The organism is Bacillus sp. 7_6_55CFAA_CT2 (genome assembly GCF_000238655.1).
GTDB lineage: Bacteria > Bacillota > Bacilli > Bacillales > Bacillaceae_G > Bacillus_A > Bacillus_A cereus.
In genome coordinates this window covers 1,671,362-1,692,809 of sequence record NZ_JH414708.1, presented here as the reverse complement: position 1 = coordinate 1,692,809, position 21,448 = coordinate 1,671,362, and the positions used below count along the sequence as shown (strand labels likewise).

Sequence of the window (21,448 nt, the reverse complement as noted above, 5' to 3'; positions counted from 1 at the left end):
TTACATTATTTTCTGAACAGTCTCGTTAAAGCCATACCAAGAAATCCAGCGCCCATTCCTATTAGCCATCCAGTTTGGGCATTACCTAACATAGATCCCACTCCTCCACCAAGAAACATACAGCCAACGAATACTAATCCTCCAATTCCCCAATTCGGCCGTTCCATAATTCAATCACATCCTTTCAATAAAATATATGCGATTAGCTAACTCAACTTTCTTCCTTAAGATAGTTCATTACTTTGCTTAGGTTTAGCACTTCAGGGAATTCATAAGATGCGAAGCTTGAGTCATTTATATAGATTGTAGAAATACGGGTATCAATCGTTATTAAAAATAACTGACGCATTTTAAACATCATCGATTTTATCATTTTGGACAACCTATTCTGTTAAATTGATATACCTGCGAAAAAACTATCAAAATAAAACCCCAGAAATCCAAAGGTCTCTGGGGCTCCATTATATATTTAGCTCTTTTTGCTTTTTGTTTTGTTTATGTCTATACAGCAATTTTCGGCTTATTAGAGAAATCACTAATAAGGTCAGAATTAATAAGATAAGTTGCATAAATGATAAATCAAAATATTTAGCACCTGTAACGATTAAAAGTGTAGAAATCGTGCCTTTTACAACGAAAAAAATAATAACCCATAATCCGCCTTTTTTCCAGTTCATTTTATATTACCCTTTCCTACGTTTAAATTCTTAAAATATTTAATGATAGTTCTTAAATGTGACAACTTAATAGAAATCTATTATATTAACAAAAAATTCATGTCTAATTACATGCAACGATTCTATATTAAATGAAAATGATATTCATCGTCAATTTTATTGACTATTTGAATACTTATTATTTCTTTCTACTTTGTTTCTTATAAGCAATACACTTTTATATTCAAACAAAAACACCTCCATTACATTTGCACACTTAGTATGCGAATGCAAGAGGTGTTTTTTATATACCATCAGGTAAGATTTCCTGCTTTGTTTATTTCTTGATACGTAGCTATTTTTTAATACACAATAACTGGATCATACGTGTTCAAACTATCATATACAGTTTTTGCAACATTAGGAAGAAGGTTCACACACCCACCTGATCCTCCTGTTAAATAAGCATTATTTCCCCAGTCTTTGCGCCAGCCGGCATCGTGGAATCCTTGACCACTATTTGTGAATGGAACCCAGTAATCTACTTTAACCGCATAATCAGCTTTTCCTACTGCGTTACCTCTTAGCGTATATGGTGTTCGTTTATATAGGACGTACCACACACCTGGTGATGTATCTTCACCAGTACTATGTTTACCAGTTACTACATTTGTTGTAACAACTAATTTTCCATCTTTGTAAATCCAAATTTGTTGCTCTGCAATTGAAACTTCTGCATACGTGTCTCCGATGCCATTATTCGATGTTGTTTTATAACCGATACCTTCCTTCTCCCAACCATTCCCGTGAATATTAGAAGCAGAAAGCGATTTGTCGCCTTTCTCAAGGGCTTGTTGAACTTGTTTAGTTTCTTTTTCAACATCTAGTGCCCAGCCGTATCCTTGTCCTTTTACTGATATGACTGAACCGGAATGAGTTTTAAATGAGAAATCTTTATTTAATGTTGATTTGGCATTATTAATTTCAGTGATTTTCTTCTTAATGTCACTCGCATCAATTGTAACTTTCATATCCTTTGACATAGAGGCATTTTGAATTAAATCTTTCGCTTTTAAAGGATAAACTTCATCCTGCACTTTATACTCAACAGACTGCCCAAGAAGATTCTGTAGTGCTTTCTCCTCTTTTTTGACAATCGGATCGTCTTCTTTAATAGGTTTTATGTATGCAGACTTCAGATGAATTTCGCTTTTATATTTTTGTTTATCATAATCTTTCAGTAGACTAGTAACATCATACTGTTTTCCTTCAACACTTTTCGAAATAACAATTTTCCCTTGTTCTAGCTTCGCCATAGCATCTTGAGGCGCTTTTAATTTCTCATTCATAGAGATGAGCTTTTCTTCTACAAGTTTTTTCATCGTTTCACTACGATACTGATCTGCCTTCTCTGGTAGCAATGAATAATTTTCTCCCTTTGAGGAAGGAAAAAATGTCCACTGACTTTTTAATAGTTTCTTAACCTGAGGCAAATCTTTTTCCGTAAGTTCCGTTTTTGTATCTTTTTCATCTAAAATTTGTTGTTGATCAACATAGACTTTGTTTGCTAGTCCAGATGTCTTTAGTTTCTGTATTGCCTGATCAGCGCTCAGACCACCAACTTTTGTGTCATTAATTGTAACATTCGAATTGAAGTGAGTTGCCTGATAATAACTCATTCCCCCAATAAGAAGTGCAATTACACCAATACCCACTGCAATAAACTTCCAATTTGTATAACGTTTTTTTGATCTTACTCGTTTTTGATCAATTTCTTCAACTGATTCATTTGTTGTATTGTTGTTCATCAATCTTTCCCCCGTATGCATTAACGTCAAACGATTTTCAACTAAAATCATAAACTAGTGTACCTTATTTTTCCTAAAATTTCATTATTTCCGGACACATTTTATCGCAATTTAATGATTAATTTAGATTTTTTAATAGTACGATGCATTGAACAGCCCTTTACAAGTTATAAAATGAAATTTCAATCAACCGTTATACCAAGGGAATTAACTACATCTTCTTCGGAAAATTTTTTCTCTTTACGCAAAATACGAATTATATTATCCATTTTATAAACATCACCTCCTAATTTTGTCAAAAAAATAAACGATAGTCCTTCTATCTAAAATGTAGAAGGACTATCATTTTTTCAGTTAGAGTATTTGTATAATCGTTTAACTTTTTATTTCCTGAAGGTCAAACGTGATGAAAATGATGAAATTTCATCTCATAGCCTTTAAATGAAAACATTATGTTTTTTATGGCAAACCAAGTTTATTTTCTTAGCTTGATGTCCCCCACATATCCAGCAGCCTAAGATGAAGTAAGAGTCTGTTCAACTAGATTTTTTCTAATATTTTTAGGAGCATCTTATTTCGCCTCGTCATATTTCACTAATTGAATTTAAAACACATCCGTATGCTATTTAGTAAAATTTACGATTCGAGACGTAATTATTGCAGTAATTAAGATAATAATAGCGGTTATCAAGCCAGATTCTCCAACCCAAATCTCAGTTTGATATCCTGTACTTGCACGTGCGAAAGGTCCTTGAATAATGGCATTCCAAGTAGTATGGATGATAACCGAAGGCCAAACGCTACCTGTGATTAGTCGTAAATAAGCTGTAATATAACTGAATGGCACAATACAAAAATAGATGCCAAGCACTGAAAGTAGGACAGATGGTCCCTCTACATATAGACCAGCAATAACAATTGGAACATGCCACGTTGCCCAAATCAATCCACTAATAAGGATCGGCCGTGAAAACTCTGCATCGACTAGCCTTGTGAGCATATAACCTCGCCAACCCATTTCTTCTCCCAAAACTGGGATTAAGTTAAGCAAACTTCCGAAGATGCCGCTCAATACAACTAGATAAATGAAACTGAATGGTGCCGCTACATACTGAAGTCCAAGTATATTGTAGATCGGTTCTAACATACCACCTTCAGGATGCTGAAACCTCGCAATTCCGCTCAGCCAGGCGATAGAATAAGTAATTCCACAAATAATCATAGGGATTAGCAGAGCAAAACCAATCCCCTTCCATACCTTTAAGTTACCGAGACCAAAAGATACATCTTTAAACCCTTCTTTCAGTATTATGCGAGTCAAAATAGAAGAAAGTGCTGGGGTAAACATATATACCACAATAAGCGGCATACTTTTCGTAATTATTACTACTACATTTAGGATAATAGAAGTAATGATTAAAATACTCAGAAAGAGTTGAATTCCTATTTTAGCACGTTGGATTTTATCTTTATTGTGGAACGATTTTGCGTGTAATATCATTGTAATCCGCCTTCCCCCTTTCATTCACTTGTTTATCGAATTTACTTCTTGTCATTTCTACAGACACACCTTAGAATAAAAATATTTTGGCATACAGATTCATTCATCTTTAACATCACTCCCAAATTTATAATCTAGTTTTACTTGCAACTCATCCATGTAATTATTATTTATAAGTTGTCATAACCGATAGTACAAAAGTGTAATGATTAGTCTATGACCTGTGTCAATTAACCTTATGACACTATGTAACTAGAAAATATGATATGGAATAAATAACAATTGAATTAAGGCAATTGATTCGTGCAAGTACAATGAATCATTCTTGCTTTTACAAATAATTCAATTGAGGTGGAAAAAATGAATAAGAAAAAAATAATTGCAATGGTTAGTACAGCTCTATTAGTCACAGGATGCGCGGAAGTAGGAAAGGCTCAAACAGTAGCAGTCGAAAATTCAGGTCAATCAATACAAAAAAATATAGTTAAATCCATACAATCACAGGCTTACCCATTAAAAACGATAGAGCCGTCAAAATCATTTGAGGATTTAAAACCACTTAAGAAAATGATTGGGAGCGCACAATATGTAGGATTAGGAGAGAATACTCATGGAAGCTCTGAAATTTTCACTATGAAGTTTCGCCTTGTGAAATATTTGGTTACTGAGATGGGTTTTACAAATTTCACAATGGAAGAAGATTGGGGAAACGGCTTAAAACTAAATGAATATATCCAAACAGGAAAAGGAAACCCTAGGGAATTTTTAAACTTGTTATATCCTACTGATGAAATTATAGCCATGATTGAGTGGATGAAAGATTATAATGCTGATCCATCCAATAAAAAAAAGATCCAATTTATTGGGCTCGACTTAAAGGAGTTGGACCAAGGTTGCTTTAATAAAGTGATTGATTATGTAAGACTACATCGACCAGATTTGCTGGCAAAAGTAGAAGAAAATTATAAAGAATTGTCGGCTTTTAATGGAAGTACAAAGGAATATATGGACCTTGCTCCTGAAATAAAAGAAAAGTTCAAAGCAAACGCTGAGAGAGTAGCCCAATTACTAAAAGATGAGAATGGGCAAGCCAACACAGAAATAGCTTCACCCGAGTACATCTGGGCACAAGCAACGGCAAGTGCAATAGAGAAATTTACCACAATGCTAATTCCTAACGACTATCCAAGTATGTTAAAGCTACATGAGCAATACTTGGCCGATCATGCAATGTGGGCACAAGAAACATTTGGTGGTAAAACGATAGTATGGGCACACAATATTCATATAGCTAAAGGAATTATCGATGAGAAATTATACCCTTATGTTGCGGGGCAATTTTTGAAGGAACGTTTAGACAATAATTATGTCACAATTGGTAGTACAACTACGGAGGGGAATTTTACCTTATACAGCGAATATGATCCTTCCACTGGAGGTAAGATTACAACCGACACTATTCCACAAGATGTAAAAAGTTTCAATTATACTCTCGGAAAAGTACCATATAACATGTTTTTATTGGATAACCGTCACCTTAAAGGACAAGCAGAAAAATGGGTTAAAGCAAAAAGACCATTACTAAGTATAGGGGGACAAATCTTCCCGAACGAATCGGCATACTTTGATACGTCATTGCTTGAGCAATTTGATATTATTTTTCATATTCGAAAAACAAGTCCATCTCATATTAAATAAAGTGAAACTTTAATCAGTGGGGATTTTCTTCATCCCCCACTGATTATTAGCCCTCACCAATCGGACTTTTATGGGCAGTTGATCCCCCACCTAAATTCTTTGCTTTCGCTGCATTTTGAGGTGGGGGTCTTACTGCCCATTAAAGTGGAATAAAAGTACAAAACAATCCCGTTCTTGCAGATGCAAGAACGGGATTGTTTTATGGTGATTCATATAAGCATCTTTTTTAACCAGAAGTAGGTTACTCTCCCCTTTTTATCATCATTTAAAAATGTCATATGACACTTTTACACTAGTGAGAATGACAAAAAAAGCAGTACAATTCGGTTATTACATAGATAGGAGCGATGAACTTTATGAAATCAAAATTCATCCAGAATGGTTATTTTTTATTGCTAACTTTCGTTACAGGATTATTTTATTTTTGTTTTTATCTTATAGCTCTGCTATTCAGTTTTACCCTTTCATTTACGGTAATTGGGATTCCACTAGTTATACACGTACTACAGACTACGACACCTTTTATCCAATTCGAGCGCATACAGACGAAAATTTATACTGATATTTCGACCGACTCTTACGATAAAAGTATAAAAATGGCTACATCAAACTGGACTCAGGTGAAATTAGTGCTTACAGATCGTCGCACTTGGTCTGCTGTCTTTTGGTTAATGCAGAAATTAGTGATTGGCATTTTCAGTCTCATTTGTGCAATCATTTTTTATGTAATGCCACTTATGTTGTTGTTGGCACCACTACTGTATCGCCACATCGAAATGAATATTATATTCATACAAATAGATACTTTTGCCAAGTCACTCTTTGTAATGTTTATAGGTATAGTATTTATCGCCATAAGTATTAGAATAGTAGATGGTTTGACAAAGAAAATTGGAGGCTATACTCGTAGCATGATCCAGCGACTAAATCAATAGAAGTTTGCCTTCTATGAGAGAATTACAGCGTAAAATTAAAAAGTACAACAATGTATGAAGGATTAATTTATAATATAGGAAGTAAAAAGGTTGGCTATTTAGGGGGTAAATGACTTGTTAGATATAGTTAAGTATTGGTTTTGGTACGATTGGATTATGTTAGGAGTCCGTATACTTATTAGTGTCTCTATCGCCATAACCACATTCGATTTTCAGGATAGTATAACATTGCCACTTTGGATTATTATTCTTTGGGAAATTATTGCCTTCTCTGTTCCATGGGTAGCCTTACTATTCAATTATAAATATTATTTGTTCACAGACATACTGCTATATGGTGGACTATGTATATATTTAACCTCATTATTCCCGGAAGCTTACAACACATTTCTTATATCAGTTTTTCTGATTGCTGCGAATAGTAAGCATTTATCCTATTATTGGACAGCTCCAATAACAGTTTTTATAACAACTGGAATTTTCTATGCGCTTGCGCCAAGTAATAACTATTGGATTATGGTTACCTACTATGGACTTGCTTATGTAATGGGCTTCGCTTTCCATTTATTAATCGTCAATCATAAGCAAAATGAAGCGATTCGTAAACAAAACGCGGTACTTGAGCAATATATGTCTCAGATTGAACGCATTACACTGGCCGAAGAACGGAACAGACTGTCGAGTGAGCTTCATGATACAGTTGGTCATGCTTATACTTCTATTATTATGGGGATGGAAACGTTGCGTACCGAACTTGCTACTGAAATGGGTATACAGAGGCTAGACTCTCTGCTTGAAATGGGACGGAAAAGTATCGAGGACGTGAGAGGTTACCTACATCAAATGGATTCTCCATGTCAATCGCCTTCCTTAATTCAATCTCTACAAAATCTTGGAGCCGAATTTCAGGAGCACGCTCAGGTAAATGTAAGTTTTAGGACATTCGGAGAGGAATATCAGCTGTCTCGGCAAGCGAAGATCGCATTCATTCGTTGCTTACAAGAGTCCCTTACGAATGCAGTACGTCATGGTCAGGGGACTGAAATTATAGTTTCATTGCAATTTGACGAACAATATACGAGGTTAGAAGTTCAAGATAATGGAAAAGGAAATGTAGAATGGCAGGAAGGCTTTGGTATGAATGCGATGAAAGAACGAGCAATGAACTTGCAAGGTCAATTGTCTGTATATACAAAGCCAGAGGAAGGAATGCTTGTTACTTGTACCATACCGCGACAAACTGAAATAAAAGATGGACTTATTCGTTTGTTAATTGTAGACGATCAGCCATTTGTCCGGGAAAGTTTGAGGACACTACTCGATAGATATGAAGATTTAAATGTAGTCGGTTTAGCTGAGGATGGCAATGAAGCCATCGATTTGTGTGGGCGCCTTCAACCCCATGTTATACTTATGGATTTAGATATGCAGCACATGGATGGAATCGAAGCAACCAAAAAGATTAAGCAACAATGGCCACATATCCGCGTATTGATTTTTACAACGTTTCAAGATACCGAACAGGCAGTGGAATCACTTCGCAACGGTGCGGATGGTTTTTTACTTAAATCTATTGAAACGTTGGAGCTAGCCAATACGATCCGACTTATTCACAAAGGTGGAACACTGATTGATCAGGGAATGTCTCACAAAATATTTGAGAAGTTCGATGAACAAAAAGAGACACCACAATCAAAAGCAGCCGCTTATGAGCTAACAGCTAGGGAGATAGAAATATTACAGCTAGTAGCAAAAGGACTTCGATACACTACCATAGCATCAAGGTTATATTTGTCAAATGGTACGGTCAGAAATTATGCTTCTACAGCTTATACAAAGCTAGGAGTCTGTAACAAAGAAGAAGCTGTTCAAAAGGCTCTAGAAATTGGAATTATTGAATAAAAAAGTGTTTTTTGTTTCTTTACAGCAAGGTAAAATGTAGTTACAAGGTACAGTAAAGGATAAAGTGAAACTTTAATCAGCCCTCACCAATCTGGCTGCCCGTTAATGCGGGATAATCATGAAAATTCCCCTTTAAGAAAAAAATAAAAAATCAGACAGTATACTTGAATTGCTCTTCGCAAGAGAATATACTAATAAAGCAGGCTATGACGTTCCTTCCTTCTAACTTCTTTGGCCAAATAGGGATGTTACTTTCCTGCTAAACACATAGGCTATGACAATTCTTCCTTCTTTGTAGAAATTTCAAATTGTTTTAGAGTTGTCAATTCCCTATGAAAAATAATTAGACTATAAAACCTCTTTCTTCTTTGGGATTGCATAAACTTTAGTTTATCAACCATTGATGTAGAGGTTTTCTTTTCTTAATTAACAAATTACCACTTAACAACTAAATGTTATATCCCTAATTTTCCACTAAAAAATAGCTATGTACCCTCTGTACATTTTTCTACAATTAGTGTGTTTATACATATAAAAATAAAAATCTACCACTGAAAGGAGGACAGTCAGACTATTCCCCTCTTTTATAAGGCGTGAATAGCTGGCGTTCTCATGAAAAATTCTATTTACATAAGAAGAAGTTTGAAAGTAATTATAAAAAGAGAAGAAAATAAACTACCGAACATTTATTTAGCCACTGTTTTAAAAAACTTGGAAAATTTAGGATTTACTTTTTCCGAGCCTTTAATAGAAGAGTTGCAAACACTTTCGGTTGATGCATTCACATCGTTTTACAAAGAGTTGGTAAAACATTTAAAAGAAATGGTTGGAGCACATATTCAGTTTACTCCTATGTATCCAAACTTTCCGCAACAAATGATGGATTTAAGTGACGCTGATTTATACATTAATGCCATTATTCATTATGTGACGTTGCGCCTACCTGTATCAAAAGTAGAAGAACGACTCCCTCTTTTAGATAGAGTTGATTTGAAAGTTATTGACTTAGGAAGTGAAGAAGATTTCAATCAAATGATTTCTCAATTGATTAGTGCAAACAGCTCTATTTCCTCAACTGATAAGACGGATGTAGAATGGGCTATTACACACACTGAAGATGTTTCCTGTTTTCTACCTAATGTAATTCCTCATAAGGAAAATATGTCTTTTATAATTGGGGTTTTATTAATAAACAGAAAAATATCAGCCGATGCTGCTGCAAAGTATTTTAAAACAGCAACTGATGTTCTTCGCCTTGCAGTTGCTTTATCTGAAGGGGATGTGAGTTTAGCATCCTCCGTCCGATTCAAGAAGTTTAACCGAGCAGAAAGACGCTTCCTTTTAGGATTGTTAGAGCAATGCGGAAACATTACCGAAGATATGCTTCGATACAAAAAACGTTGGATTCGTTTAGGTGAAATTCTTCATCCAGCAGAATATCATACTCGTTTCCCAAAAACTCACCGAGCATTTGAGATTCTTCGCAACAACATTAAAGTTGAAACATTTAATGGAAAAATAGAAGCAGCTTTGTTGAATCGTGATATCATGACAGCAAAAAATCTTTTAAAAACTCGCCCGGGGGAATTTGCCAGACGCTTGGATCATTTAATCCGTTTATGTAGTGATAAGTCAACAGATGTTTTCAATATTCTCGAAGATTTTCTAAGTATAATAGGAAACGTTTCTACTCCTGTATTACTTCAACTCACAGCTCATTTTAAGCATCGAAATGATAAAAATGAATTTCGCACCTTTTTTCCAAAGGGAAATGTAGCAAAAGCTATAGGTATCGAAAATACACTTCCATTTATCTCAGAGGATATTTGTTTAATGATTGTAAAAATGTGTGAAGATACTTTAAAAAATCGCTTCGCAGAACTTCCAAGTCTCGGAAAAGTATTTTTGGATGAACAGTTAAAAAATCACTTAGTTCCCCTCTCTCAACGTTCAGCCAGCAAAGCGCTTCGCACATTATCTCGAGGAAGTAAAGTAGATTTGCCAGAAGCAGATACGATTCGTTTTTTCCTATGGTGGAAAGAAGGCTATGTGAATGGACAACATACAGGACGCGTTGACATTGATTTATCTGCTGCAATGTACGACGAAGATTGGCAATACAAAGAACATGTATCCTTCACGAACTTACGTTCAAAAAATTTCAAAGCCTACCATAGCGGAGATATTACTTCTGCACCAAAGGGGGCATCTGAATTCATTGATTTCGATATTCCGTCTGTGCTGAAATATGGTGCACGCTATGTAGTCATGACTTTGCTTTCTTACACAGACCAACCGTATAAAGATTTACCAGAATGCTTTACTGGTTGGATGGTTCGTCAATATCCTGGTTCAGGTGAAACATTTGAACCTTCTACTGTTCAAGATAAAGTGGATATTACTGCCGACACCCAAATCTCTATTCCAGTTATTTTAGACTTAAAGGAACGAAAATTGATTTGGACAGATTTGTCTCTTACAAGAGATCTAACTTATGATAATACCATCGAGGCTAATCAAAAAGGTATGATACTAGTTGGAAAGGCTTTAACTAATTTAGTTAAACCGAATTTATATGACTTGTTCCGATTACATATTGAAGCTAGAGGTGAACTCGTTCAAGACATCGAAGAAGCAGAAAGCATTTTTTCTTTGGATAAAGGGATTACTCCTTTCGATATTGAAAAAATAATATCTGATTTTATAGCTGACTCAAAAGGCTAACTACATTACAAACATTGATAATGCGTGGAAAATATCGATGTATAATGTCTATGTGAAACAGGACCTGATAGATGCATATCAGGTCCTGTTTTTTATTTAGTAGATACTAAATAGTCCGGTTAATCACTATTCATCTAAATACACTATACTAATAAAGTCAAATTTATTCGAAAGAAGTTCATTAGTTAATATGTATCTAATTAAGAAACAGTCATATACCAGCCCAAACATCTTTTCCATATCGCCCTTCATCTTGCACACGATCCAACCAATTTCTTGCTTCTTGTTCACTGACTTCATGAATTTCTTGATATGCTTGACAAAGGGTATCTTCTACATCCGGAGCCATTTTACTTCCATCACCACATATATAAAGATGAGCTCCATTATCTAATAACGAAATTAAATTGATTCTATCTTGTTTTATTAAATGCTGTACATATGTTTTTGGATGTCCCTCTAGACGAGAAAAAGCTGTGTGTAAAGAGATTAATCCATCTCTTTCATCATTTTCTAGTTCTGTACGATAAAGATAATCTTTTTCAGGATGACGACAACCAAAATATAGATGTGCTTCTCCTAAGTTAATACCTTTTTGCTTTTGAACACGACGCGCTTGCAAGAATCCACGGAATGGTGCAATTCCAGTACCTGGCCCAACCATAATAATTGGTGTTTCTGGATCTTTAGGTAATTCAAAGTTTGATTGTGGCGTTCGAATGAAACAGATAATCTCATCTTTATTATGACGCTGAGCTAAGTAATTAGAAGCGACTCCTTCATATGTCCCTTCCCCACTCCATGCAGGCGCATTAACAACACCGACCGTAATGCTCAGACGATTCTGTGCAACGAGTGGAGAGCTTGAAATAGAATAGTAACGCGGTTTGAGCGCAGGAAGAAGTTCTAAAAAGCGTTCAAATCGGATTTCACAAGCCTCATACTTTTCAAGAAGGTCCAACATTGAAATCCGTTTCTTTAGTATTTGTTCATGGTAAACTCCTTCTTCTAATAATGCTTCCAATTCTTTTTTATGAGGAGGACATGCTGTGAATGTTACCATTTCTCGTATTTGTGCTCGAGTGGCTGCTTCTTGAACTTCAACACTATAACTAAGAAGGTCCAATAAACTAACAGGACTGTCTAAAGGTATGTGATTTATACTTCGTCCACTTGCACTCAGTATAACTTGATCCTTCCCATTTAATCCAAAACGTTTTAAAATTCGGTTGATATTTTTCTCGCTATTAACTGGCAACACTCCAAGGTGGTCTCCTTCTTTATATGTAGCGCCTTCTGGCAAGGATACCTCGATATGTCGTGTACTTCTATCACTACTGGATGATTGGAGTTCACGATTTTCTAGTATAGATGCATAAACTGCTTCATATGTTCGTGCAAGAGGAGATCCTCCAAGACGACTGACAAATTGCAAACTCAAAGTACTGCGCTCTTTTTCCATATTTTTGTTGAGCTCCAATCCAAATGCCTTCATTGCATCAGACCACATACTTTGTTTCCATTGCTCAAGCTGTTCCTCGAAATCACCACTTGCATCTGCTTCTCCGCGTTTAGAAAATCTTGTTGCTCCTTTTTGAGCCATCTGCTCATCAATGTATCTTGGAATCCGTTGATAGGTACTAGCCCAATTATGATCTCCACAACCAAAAACTGCGTATTGAACACCTTTTAGCTCATCCGGTTTTAGTTCCTCCAACCATTGCACAAACTGCCCTGCATTACTTGGTGGTTTTCCATTATAAGAAGAAGTCACAATAAGTACCGCTCCTTCTTTTGGCAAACTTCCAATTCGATCGTTAAGAGCTACCACTTCCGTTTGAACCCCTTCTAAACTAGCTGTATCCGCTAATTCTCTTGCAATACCTTCTGCTACCCCTGTATCCGAGCCATACAGAACAAGAAGTGAAAGATTATCGGCCCCAATAATAGAAGGTGTCTTCTGAACGTGCTGCTTAATTTCATCGTTTTTCAGCTTGTCTTCTGTAGGTGCAAGAGCAGTAGGATGGCTAATAGTTTGTTTTCGGGGTAGAATCCTAATCTTAAAATCACCGGGCTTTAGCGTTAATGTTTGTTTTACGTCCAGCTGATAGTTTTGATAATCAATTAATTCAAAATGTTGAAGAAGCATTCCCATTACAAGAGTGGCTTCATGAAGTGCAAATTGCATACCGATACATGCTCTCTGGCCATTTCCAAATGGCTTATAAGCATGATGAGGAACCTTATCCAGCTCTTCAAATCGTTCAGGTTGGAATTCTTCCACATTGTCTCCCCATGCATCTTTATCCCTATGTAGCTGTGGAATAAGAACAGAAATACGATCTTCTCCTTTCTTAATTGGGTATTTCCCGCCAATCACTGTATCTTCTTTTGCATAGAGACTGAATGCTGGAGCGGTAGGCCATAGACGCAGTGATTCATTTAAAATCATCCGTATATACTTCAGTTTCATAACTTGTTGGTATGTTGGAGTAGGATCTGTCAAAACACGGTCTACTTCTTCATAGGCTTTTTTCAATTTATCCGGATTCTTTAATAAAAAGTAAATTGCAAAAGATAACAATCCACTTGTTGTCTCATGCCCAGCTATTAAAAAAGTGATAATTTGGAAACGAATGTTTTCATCATCTAATTTTTCACCAGTTTCCGGATCTGACACATTTAACATACGGGAAAGTAAATCATTTTCTTCCTGATCTCCACTACTTTTACGTTCAGCAATAATATTATCTACTAAAGAAAACATAGATTGGATATCATGCTGAAATTGACGTTTCGTTCTCCACATAAGTTTGTCTTCTATATCCAGCCGCTGCAATTGGTGCATCGCCTCATCTAGAGCACGGGTCATGCTAGTAATAAAAGGATGAGGGGTCTCACGATAAAAGCTATTAAATCGGTAATTAAAACCACATAGACCAATTGTATCTAACGTAAGACGAGTCATATCCTCCGGAACATCCACGTTTTCATTCGGATTAAGCCGTGCCCATTTTTGAACGAGTTGTACAGCAATATCAACCATCATAGCATGGTAATCTTTCATTGCCCGTTGGCTAAATGTAGGCATCAAAATATTATGAGCTTTTTTCCAGTTAGGCTCGTGAGTCTCGCTTGTAAATAATCCGTCTCCAGCAAAGGCGCGAACTTTTGCTAAAGCACCCTCTATACTTTTATCGAACCGTGTTTCGTCACAGACTTCTGCTACCAGTTCATGTCCGGAAACGACAATAATGGTATCACTTAAAGTTTGAATTTGAAAAATGGGACCATACTCTTCCGCTATCTTGATAAAGGATAGGGTCGGTTTATCTTTATCGATTAATGGGAGATTACCCAGCGGTCCATATGTTTTCGGCTGAGGAATGGCAGATACTTTTTTTTCCATTTAAAACACCCTTTCAAAAAAGCATGAAATAACATATCCCATTTAATAAAGAGGAAATAGCAACTAATCGCCTGGGATAAAGATATGTAATTGATTACCTTATTTTATCTTTTCCCTAACTATTCATGATTATGATATTACGTATAAGCTTGGCAATTAGATTTATAACTTGTAGAAAAATACTAAATTAAAATGAAGCGAATAAATATAGTTGGAGCCTTTTAATGTTGGTGTTAAAAGATAATCTAAACTTGTAATGTTTATGAGAAATTGCAAATGGATCTCATCTCTTGTATTTGTTTATAAAAACGATTATTTTGATTCATTTTCTTCTAAAACACCCCAAAATAGAGAAGTTGACGCTCTTAAGATTGTAGTATTCGAAAAATCAGTAGTTTAGTTAAAGCAATACGATAAGCAAATATACCGTGTTACTAATGAAAGAGGACCTGATATGAACATCAGGTCCTCTTTCACTACATAATTATGTCACTGCTTCTTTCAGTTCTTTTCCCATTTTAAATACTGGCGCCTTAGCAGTAAAAAACTTGTAGGAATCATTATCTAAGGTTTTATTCTTCTCTACCGATTTAACTTCTCGACAGCTTCCGCACTTGTATCTACACGTTTAACGAAAAAAACTAGTAGTAGTGCAACAACATTCATGCCAAGCGCTACATAAAATGAATATTGAATTCCAGATAATAAAGCTTTCTGAGTTACTATTGCCTTCGTAGTTTCTGTGAAGGTTGTTGGATCTATATGAGACATTAAACTTTCAGCTTTCGTTTTTGTTACAGAATTCATAATCGTAACAAGAATAGCAGTACCAATCGAACCGGACACTTGTTGAGCTGTATTATTAACAGCTGTACCGTGCGGATTTAAGCGAGTTGGCAATTGATTAAGACCATTTGTCATAAGTGGCATCATAACCATCGCCATCCCAAACATCCGCAGTGTGTAGATAAGAATAATATGTGTGTGACTAGAGTCAATTTGCAGACTTGCCAACATATACGTTGAAACAGCTGTAATGGAAAGCCCCACTATGCCAAGAATCCGAGGACCATATTTATCAAATAGTTTACCTGTAATTGGTGACATAATCCCCATTATTACCGCACCTGGAAGCATCATCAGCCCAGAGCTCAGCGGCGAAATACCACGGACGTTTTGTACATAAGCTGGTGTTAAAATCATACCCGAAAACATGGCCACCGCGTTGACAATTGCAATTACAGACGCAAGTGCAAACATTGGGTACTTGTAAACACGTAAATCCAATAACGGCTCATCCATTTTTAATTGACGAATAATGAAAGCAATTAGGGCAATAGCGCCTATGATTAAGGTTGTTAAGACAACTTTATTTGTCCAACCATCGGAGCTTGCAGAACTGAATCCATATAACAAACCGCCAAAACCGACAGAAGATAATAGTAATGAGAGATAATCAAGTTTTGCATTTTTGTTTTGTTTCATGACATTCTCAGATTTCCAAATCCCTAACAGTAAGCTAATGATTGCTAACGGTAAAATCATTTCAAAAAGCAAACGCCAGTCATAATACTCTACAATATAACCTGATAGTGTCGGCCCAATTGCTGGAGCTGTAATCATAACTAGTCCAAAAATCCCCATTGCTGTTCCCCTTTTTTCTCTTGGAAAGCTTACTAGCATAATATTCATTAACAAAGGTCCCATAACTGAAGAGCCTGCCGCTTGAACCATCCGACCAGTAAGTAATAAACCAAAGTTAGGTGCCACAGCCGCTAAGGCAGTACCAAGAATAAAAATCACCATAGATGTAATAAATAGGCTCCTATTCGAGAAACGCGTTATTAAAAATGCTGAGGCCGGAATTAATATACCACTTACAAGCATATACCCTGTAGAAAGCCACTGGATCGTTGAATAATCTTGAATGTTTAAATCTTTCATTATTGATGGCAAGGCTACATTTAAAAGGGAGTTATTTAGAAATGAAACAAATGCCCCAATAAAAAGGATTACAAGCATTACATATGGTGGTTTTCTTTTATGTAATGTTTCACTCATATATTTAATTGCCCCTTCATTATAAATTTCATTGATTCGTTTAAATCGTTTACATATTTGCACAAGAAAATATTACCCTTGCAGTATTTTGCCAAACTCTTCGAATGGATATTCTCTTTTTAGCAATTCCACTTGCTCAACATACCATTTTAAAATCTTTTTGTTGATTAAACCTTTATAAAAATGTTTGTTAACGGAATTTAAATTAGGCTGAAATACACAAAATAAGCAACTGAAAATCCCCTTCTAAAATAAAGTGAAGCTTTAAATCAATGGGAATTTTACAGGCAGCGAGAAAAACCAAAAAGACCACGCACCCATTCCTTTAAATACAGGCTTGTAGATCTAGTTATGTAACCATCCATAAAAAGGAATATTACATAGGCTAAGTCTAACATTACATTTTTAAAGTGAGGAGAATAAGCGTATGGACCAATATTGGTATTTGAATTCACAGGGAAATGGGCAACAATATAATAACCAAATTTCATTATATTCACAGTCCGAAATAACTACATCTGAGGTAATGAATGATTTGAAGATTCCTGAGAATTGGAGTTACCGAGTCTATCCAGTTAGTTGGGATTCATCAGCCAATTATACGGGGTTCAATCCCCAACCTCCTCCCTTCTCTTGGGGGCAGCAGCCAATTAATTATGCAGAGATACTACCACAAGGTCACCCTGCTAATTGGACTCCATTACCAGGTCATGCAGGTTTTAATTTTCAAAAACCTCCCTTCCCCTGGGCGCAACCATTCAATCATACAGGGATGTTCGCACAAGGTCATCTCGCAGCTTTACTATCGCCGCCAGCTAAGGCTTTTAAATTCAATACCAATAACGGGGGTATTTTCGGAAACTCTCCAGGATGGGGTGGTCCGTGGGCCCCAATGGGATGGGGAAATAACGGAGGTAACGGTCAGCTAGGAATGCTTGGAAACTTACTTACAGCAGGAAAAGGCACCATGAGTGGAATAGGAATGATCAGTAGTCTAATCGGGATGGGGAAGTTCTTCTTTTAGTTAATTAGAACAGGAGAATGTGGCTGTAGCTTTAATCAACCACATTTAAGGACAGTAATCTCCCACCTAACTTCCTAGCATAGCATTCGCGGAAATTTTAGGTAGATATGTATTGTTACAAGTTACCGTTTTACTTTGAGTGCTCCTTTACTTTCTTATCAAGTGCCTTACTATAAGCATCTTTGTTTTCCTGTGATAACTCATAAATTGCTTTTTTCCAATGCTCTCCGTCTACACCTGATAAAAATTCAGTACCTTTCATTGTAGCTTCTTGAATCTTCTGTTTATCTTCTTTACCAGCGTCCTTAATTAACTTCGTTGCTTTTCTTGCCTCTGTTACCCCTTCTTGTATGGATTTGTGAATGTCTTTGTATGTATCAGGTACTTTTATGTGTTCCATATTGTCTAAAATTTTATCTATCTCGTTTGATGTTTTTAAAACAGCTTTTGCTTTTTCTTTGTCCTTTAAGGATTCTCCTAAGTTTAGTAATAGTTCATCCTTCTTAAATTGGAACTCTACCACTTGCTCACATATGTAGTACGGATACTGTTGTTCAGAAATTACTGTTTTCGTTATTGCTTTACTAGTTTGCTCAGTCTTATGAGTAGAATCTTTATCTCCTACCTCGCATCCGACTAACAGCATAAATGGAACTGCTAACGTTACTAGTTTCTTTGCTCTCATTATGTATTCTCCTTGTAGAAAGTATTGTAAGTAATTAACATATCAAACTATAACATACATTACATTATGGTTCACTTCCATTACGCTTTTAAAATGTAAAATAAGAATACACCCCATAAGCCGCAAATAAGATTAATAGAATAGAAATGCCGAGTGCCGTATATATAATCCATTTTAAATTTGAATTCATATCATCCTCCTACCTCTCGGTAATTCCAGTATATAACAAAAAAAGCATTGGATACCCAATGCTTTTTACACTTACGCAAATAAAGAAGTATTCGCATATAAAGCTGGTGAACCACCTGAATGTACGAATAAAATATTGTCTTCCTTATTAAATTTACCTTTTCTAATTAAGTCGATTAATCCCGCTACTGCCTTACCTGTATACACTGGATCAAGTAAAATACCTTCTGTTTTCGCAAGTAACTGAACTGCCTCTACCATTTCCGGCGTTGGTAACGCATAGCCTGGTCCTACATATTCATCAAAGCACGTAACAGCGTCGCGCGAGATAAAGTTTGGAATACCAACATGTGCTGAAGTTTCATCTACAAGTTTTGCTACTTTCTCTTCTTGCTCAGCTTTTCCTCTACTTACGTTAATCCCGATTACAGGAATATGGCTTTGTGTTCCAGAAAAACCAGTAATTAACCCAGCATGCATACCGCCGCTACCACTTACACAAACAACTGAACTGAAATCAATTCCTTGCTCAAATGATTGCGCCATAATTTCTTGCGCACAAGCAACGTATCCCATAGCGCCCGTAGGGTTTGATCCACCAACTGGAATTACATATGGTGTATTCCCTTTTTCACTTACTTCTTTTGCTACTTTATGCATTTCTTCCATCAGGTCTGCTCCGTTCGGTACAACAATTACATTTTCAGCACCTAATAAGTGATATAAGAAATAGTTCCCGTTAAAGTCTCTCTTCTCTTCTGGCTCAAGCCCTTCCTCTAATACAAGGATACATTTCATTTTTTCTTTTACCGCAGCAGCAAGTGTCAGGCGGCAATGATTTGACTGAATACCACCAGCTGTAATTAACGTATCTGCACCATTTTCCTGTGCATCTGCAACTAAAAATTCTAATTTTCTCGTCTTATTGCCACCAGCTGTTAAACCAAGTAAATCATCTCGTTTAAAATAAATAGTCGGGCCACCAAGTGCTTCAGAAAAGTTGTTTAACTTTTCAATTGGTGTATATGATTCTGTATATTTTTTCCTCGGGAATTTAGCTAAATTCATTGTAACGCTCCTTTTGTACTTCTTTCACAATATATGTAACGTTACTATTATTACACGTAAAAATGGTGAAGTCATCTTTCTCGGTTAAAAATGTATTAGAATTTCATTTTGATAAGTAAAACCGTATTAATGATTTTAACTTAATTACGGTACATGAAATTTATATCAACGATTTTTTAAATATATCGTTCATTACTTACAATATATCAACGATTTTTCAAATATATCGATCGTAACTTGCAGTATATCAACGATTTTCTTAATATATCGATCTATCGACAAAAAACGACAGACAGGCAACCCCTTTCTCATCAACAAAAAAAGAGCCTACACATTCAAATGCAGACTCCCTCCAATCACTTATTTACCGAAAAACGAAGTAACTGTGTTAATCCCGGCTCTAAATTCATTTCACCTTTATGGCGTACGTATACGACTTTATCCCCATCAAATTTCGGAGGGTTTGCTTTACTATACGTATGCCACTCATTCGTTCCTTCTATAGAATACTCCATATATTCAGTTGCACCGACAATTATATTTTCACTATCATCTGCCGTTACATTTGGTGCCATCTGCGCAATTTTTGAATCACTAATTAATAACTTCTTTATATCCTTATCACGTTTGTAATCGTAAGCTGTCACAATTACATCGTTACCATATGCTTTTACTTGTAACCCTTGTTTAAATGAATAGCCATCTGGAGCAGTTTTCTCTCCTCCATTTGGTCCTGCTGACATCCAGCCTGTTTCAATCCCGCCCGTATTTACAACAGTGAAACCTTTTTCATCTCCACCTTTAATTTTCTTTTTACCAGCCCAGTCCGGTAAGTTTAAATCCCAATGCGTATGACTCGTGAAGAAAACAACTTGCGGATAGTCTTTTAATATATCGTACAATTTATCCACGTTTAAATAATCTTGTAAATATGGTGATTGTCTTGATCCAGATACTGTATCAGGTAAAACGTGATGAGAGAAAATAAAGATTGGTTTATTTTTATCTTTTTGACTATACTCTTCTAAATTTTGTTTTAACCAACCTAATTGCTCATCACTCATATATACTTCATCCCACATTTTTGAATCGTGGTATTTCATATATTTTTCAGTTCCTAAAAATAAAAGTGGATAGCCATCTAATTCTTTTTTATGATATACCTTTTCTTGTCCACTAAATTTCAGATAGCGGTTAAATAAAGTTTCCTCAGTTACACCATTTGGCCATGTACTTTGAGAGAGTTTCCCATCTGCTGTCCATTTACCAGCATAAAACTCATGATTCCCAACAGTAGACCATACATTTTCTGGATGCTTATTTTTATTTAACACACGCTTTACATCATCATATTGTGACTGTTGTCCAGTCGACGTTATATCCCCATTCATAATAAGCGCTCTAGAAAGTGGCGTTACTTTATTCATATCTTTTAATACGTGATCAAAATCTCCTAAATCACCTTGAATGTCACTAATAACATTAAAAGTTGTAGCTGATTTTCGAACTTGCTCTTTCCCTTCCGCATGTGCTGAAAATGTCGGTAATAATGCCGCCATAACTGCTAACGAAGCAACTGTCTTTTTCATACAAATTCTCCCCCCTAATAATAGAAAGTACAAACTGACATATTCTGCTTTCTCTTAGGTGCTTGTCCAATTCACATTATAAAGAGGGATTGTAAAGATAGATGGAGTAAAAAATTAAGTGTTTTTTAAGAGATTTTGTCTTTTTTTCACACTCCACAATTAGCGATTCGCGCCAATCTAGCTTTCTAGTCTTTAACAT

General features: G+C 35.8%; 14 protein-coding genes. 5 read left to right on the top strand and 9 right to left on the bottom strand.

Going from position 1 to position 21,448, the window contains the following annotated elements; translation table 11 throughout:
- Nucleotides 1-5 precede the first annotated feature (5 nt).
- The 4 genes from HMPREF1014_RS31520 to HMPREF1014_RS08670 form a co-directional block, all read right to left on the bottom strand.
- The gene (locus HMPREF1014_RS31520; protein ID WP_000441008.1) at nucleotides 6-167 is read right to left on the bottom strand and encodes a hypothetical protein; all 162 of its coding nucleotides are present in this window, start codon (nucleotides 165-167) and stop codon (nucleotides 6-8) included.
- A gap of 294 nt (nucleotides 168-461) precedes the next feature.
- Nucleotides 462-677 (bottom strand): hypothetical protein, encoded by a 216-nt coding sequence (locus HMPREF1014_RS08680; RefSeq protein ID WP_001104104.1) that lies wholly within the window; start codon nucleotides 675-677, stop codon nucleotides 462-464.
- Nucleotides 678-1,018: 341 nt separating this feature from the next.
- Nucleotides 1,019-2,464 (bottom strand): L,D-transpeptidase family protein, encoded by a 1,446-nt coding sequence (locus tag HMPREF1014_RS08675; protein WP_001064069.1) that lies wholly within the window; start codon nucleotides 2,462-2,464, stop codon nucleotides 1,019-1,021.
- 622 nt (nucleotides 2,465-3,086) lie between these two features.
- Nucleotides 3,087-3,965 carry a CPBP family intramembrane glutamic endopeptidase gene (locus HMPREF1014_RS08670; protein WP_000600460.1) on the bottom strand — a complete coding sequence of 293 codons (879 nt, stop codon included), beginning with the start codon at nucleotides 3,963-3,965 and terminating at the stop codon, nucleotides 3,087-3,089.
- 360 nt (nucleotides 3,966-4,325) lie between these two features.
- Here HMPREF1014_RS08670 and HMPREF1014_RS08665 point away from each other — a divergent pair, with 360 nt between their 5' ends.
- The 4 genes from HMPREF1014_RS08665 (at nucleotide 4,326) to HMPREF1014_RS31180 (ending at nucleotide 11,224) form a co-directional block, all read left to right on the top strand.
- Entirely contained in the window at nucleotides 4,326-5,663 is a 1,338-nt protein-coding gene (locus tag HMPREF1014_RS08665) for an erythromycin esterase family protein (protein ID WP_001035213.1), read from the top strand.
- 356 nt (nucleotides 5,664-6,019) lie between these two features.
- Nucleotides 6,020-6,598, top strand: coding sequence for a sensor domain-containing protein (locus HMPREF1014_RS08660; RefSeq protein WP_002098236.1), 579 nt, complete (start codon nucleotides 6,020-6,022; stop codon nucleotides 6,596-6,598).
- A 114-nt stretch (nucleotides 6,599-6,712) separates the two neighbouring features.
- On the top strand, nucleotides 6,713-8,500 hold the full coding sequence (locus tag HMPREF1014_RS08655) for a helix-turn-helix transcriptional regulator (protein WP_000884377.1): 1,788 nt from the start codon (nucleotides 6,713-6,715) through the stop codon (nucleotides 8,498-8,500).
- A gap of 612 nt (nucleotides 8,501-9,112) precedes the next feature.
- Nucleotides 9,113-11,224 (top strand): TerD family protein, encoded by a 2,112-nt coding sequence (locus HMPREF1014_RS31180; RefSeq protein WP_000798023.1) that lies wholly within the window; start codon nucleotides 9,113-9,115, stop codon nucleotides 11,222-11,224.
- Nucleotides 11,225-11,435: 211 nt separating this feature from the next.
- On the opposite strand, the gene cypD is transcribed toward HMPREF1014_RS31180, so the two are convergent.
- Nucleotides 11,436-14,633 carry a bifunctional P-450/NADPH--P450 reductase gene (gene cypD, locus HMPREF1014_RS08645; protein ID WP_000412771.1) on the bottom strand — a complete coding sequence of 1,066 codons (3,198 nt, stop codon included), beginning with the start codon at nucleotides 14,631-14,633 and terminating at the stop codon, nucleotides 11,436-11,438.
- Between the two features lie 582 nt (nucleotides 14,634-15,215).
- Nucleotides 15,216-16,694 (bottom strand): DHA2 family efflux MFS transporter permease subunit, encoded by a 1,479-nt coding sequence (locus tag HMPREF1014_RS08640; protein ID WP_000005138.1) that lies wholly within the window; start codon nucleotides 16,692-16,694, stop codon nucleotides 15,216-15,218.
- A gap of 427 nt (nucleotides 16,695-17,121) precedes the next feature.
- Between HMPREF1014_RS08640 and HMPREF1014_RS08635 the strand changes: the two genes are divergently transcribed.
- Nucleotides 17,122-17,718 (top strand): hypothetical protein, encoded by a 597-nt coding sequence (locus HMPREF1014_RS08635; protein WP_000373145.1) that lies wholly within the window; start codon nucleotides 17,122-17,124, stop codon nucleotides 17,716-17,718.
- A gap of 130 nt (nucleotides 17,719-17,848) precedes the next feature.
- Here the strand turns inward: HMPREF1014_RS08635 and HMPREF1014_RS08630 are convergent, their stop codons facing one another.
- From HMPREF1014_RS08630 to HMPREF1014_RS08615, 3 genes are all read right to left on the bottom strand, one after another.
- On the bottom strand, nucleotides 17,849-18,403 hold the full coding sequence (locus tag HMPREF1014_RS08630; RefSeq protein ID WP_001201801.1) for a hypothetical protein: 555 nt from the start codon (nucleotides 18,401-18,403) through the stop codon (nucleotides 17,849-17,851).
- 261 nt (nucleotides 18,404-18,664) lie between these two features.
- Complete coding sequence (gene cuyA, locus HMPREF1014_RS08620) at nucleotides 18,665-19,660, bottom strand: D-cysteate sulfo-lyase (RefSeq protein WP_001046614.1); 996 nt, start codon at nucleotides 19,658-19,660, stop codon at nucleotides 18,665-18,667.
- Between the two features lie 356 nt (nucleotides 19,661-20,016).
- Nucleotides 20,017-21,249, bottom strand: coding sequence for a DUF4073 domain-containing protein (locus tag HMPREF1014_RS08615; protein WP_000754282.1), 1,233 nt, complete (start codon nucleotides 21,247-21,249; stop codon nucleotides 20,017-20,019).
- Nucleotides 21,250-21,448 lie beyond the last annotated feature (199 nt).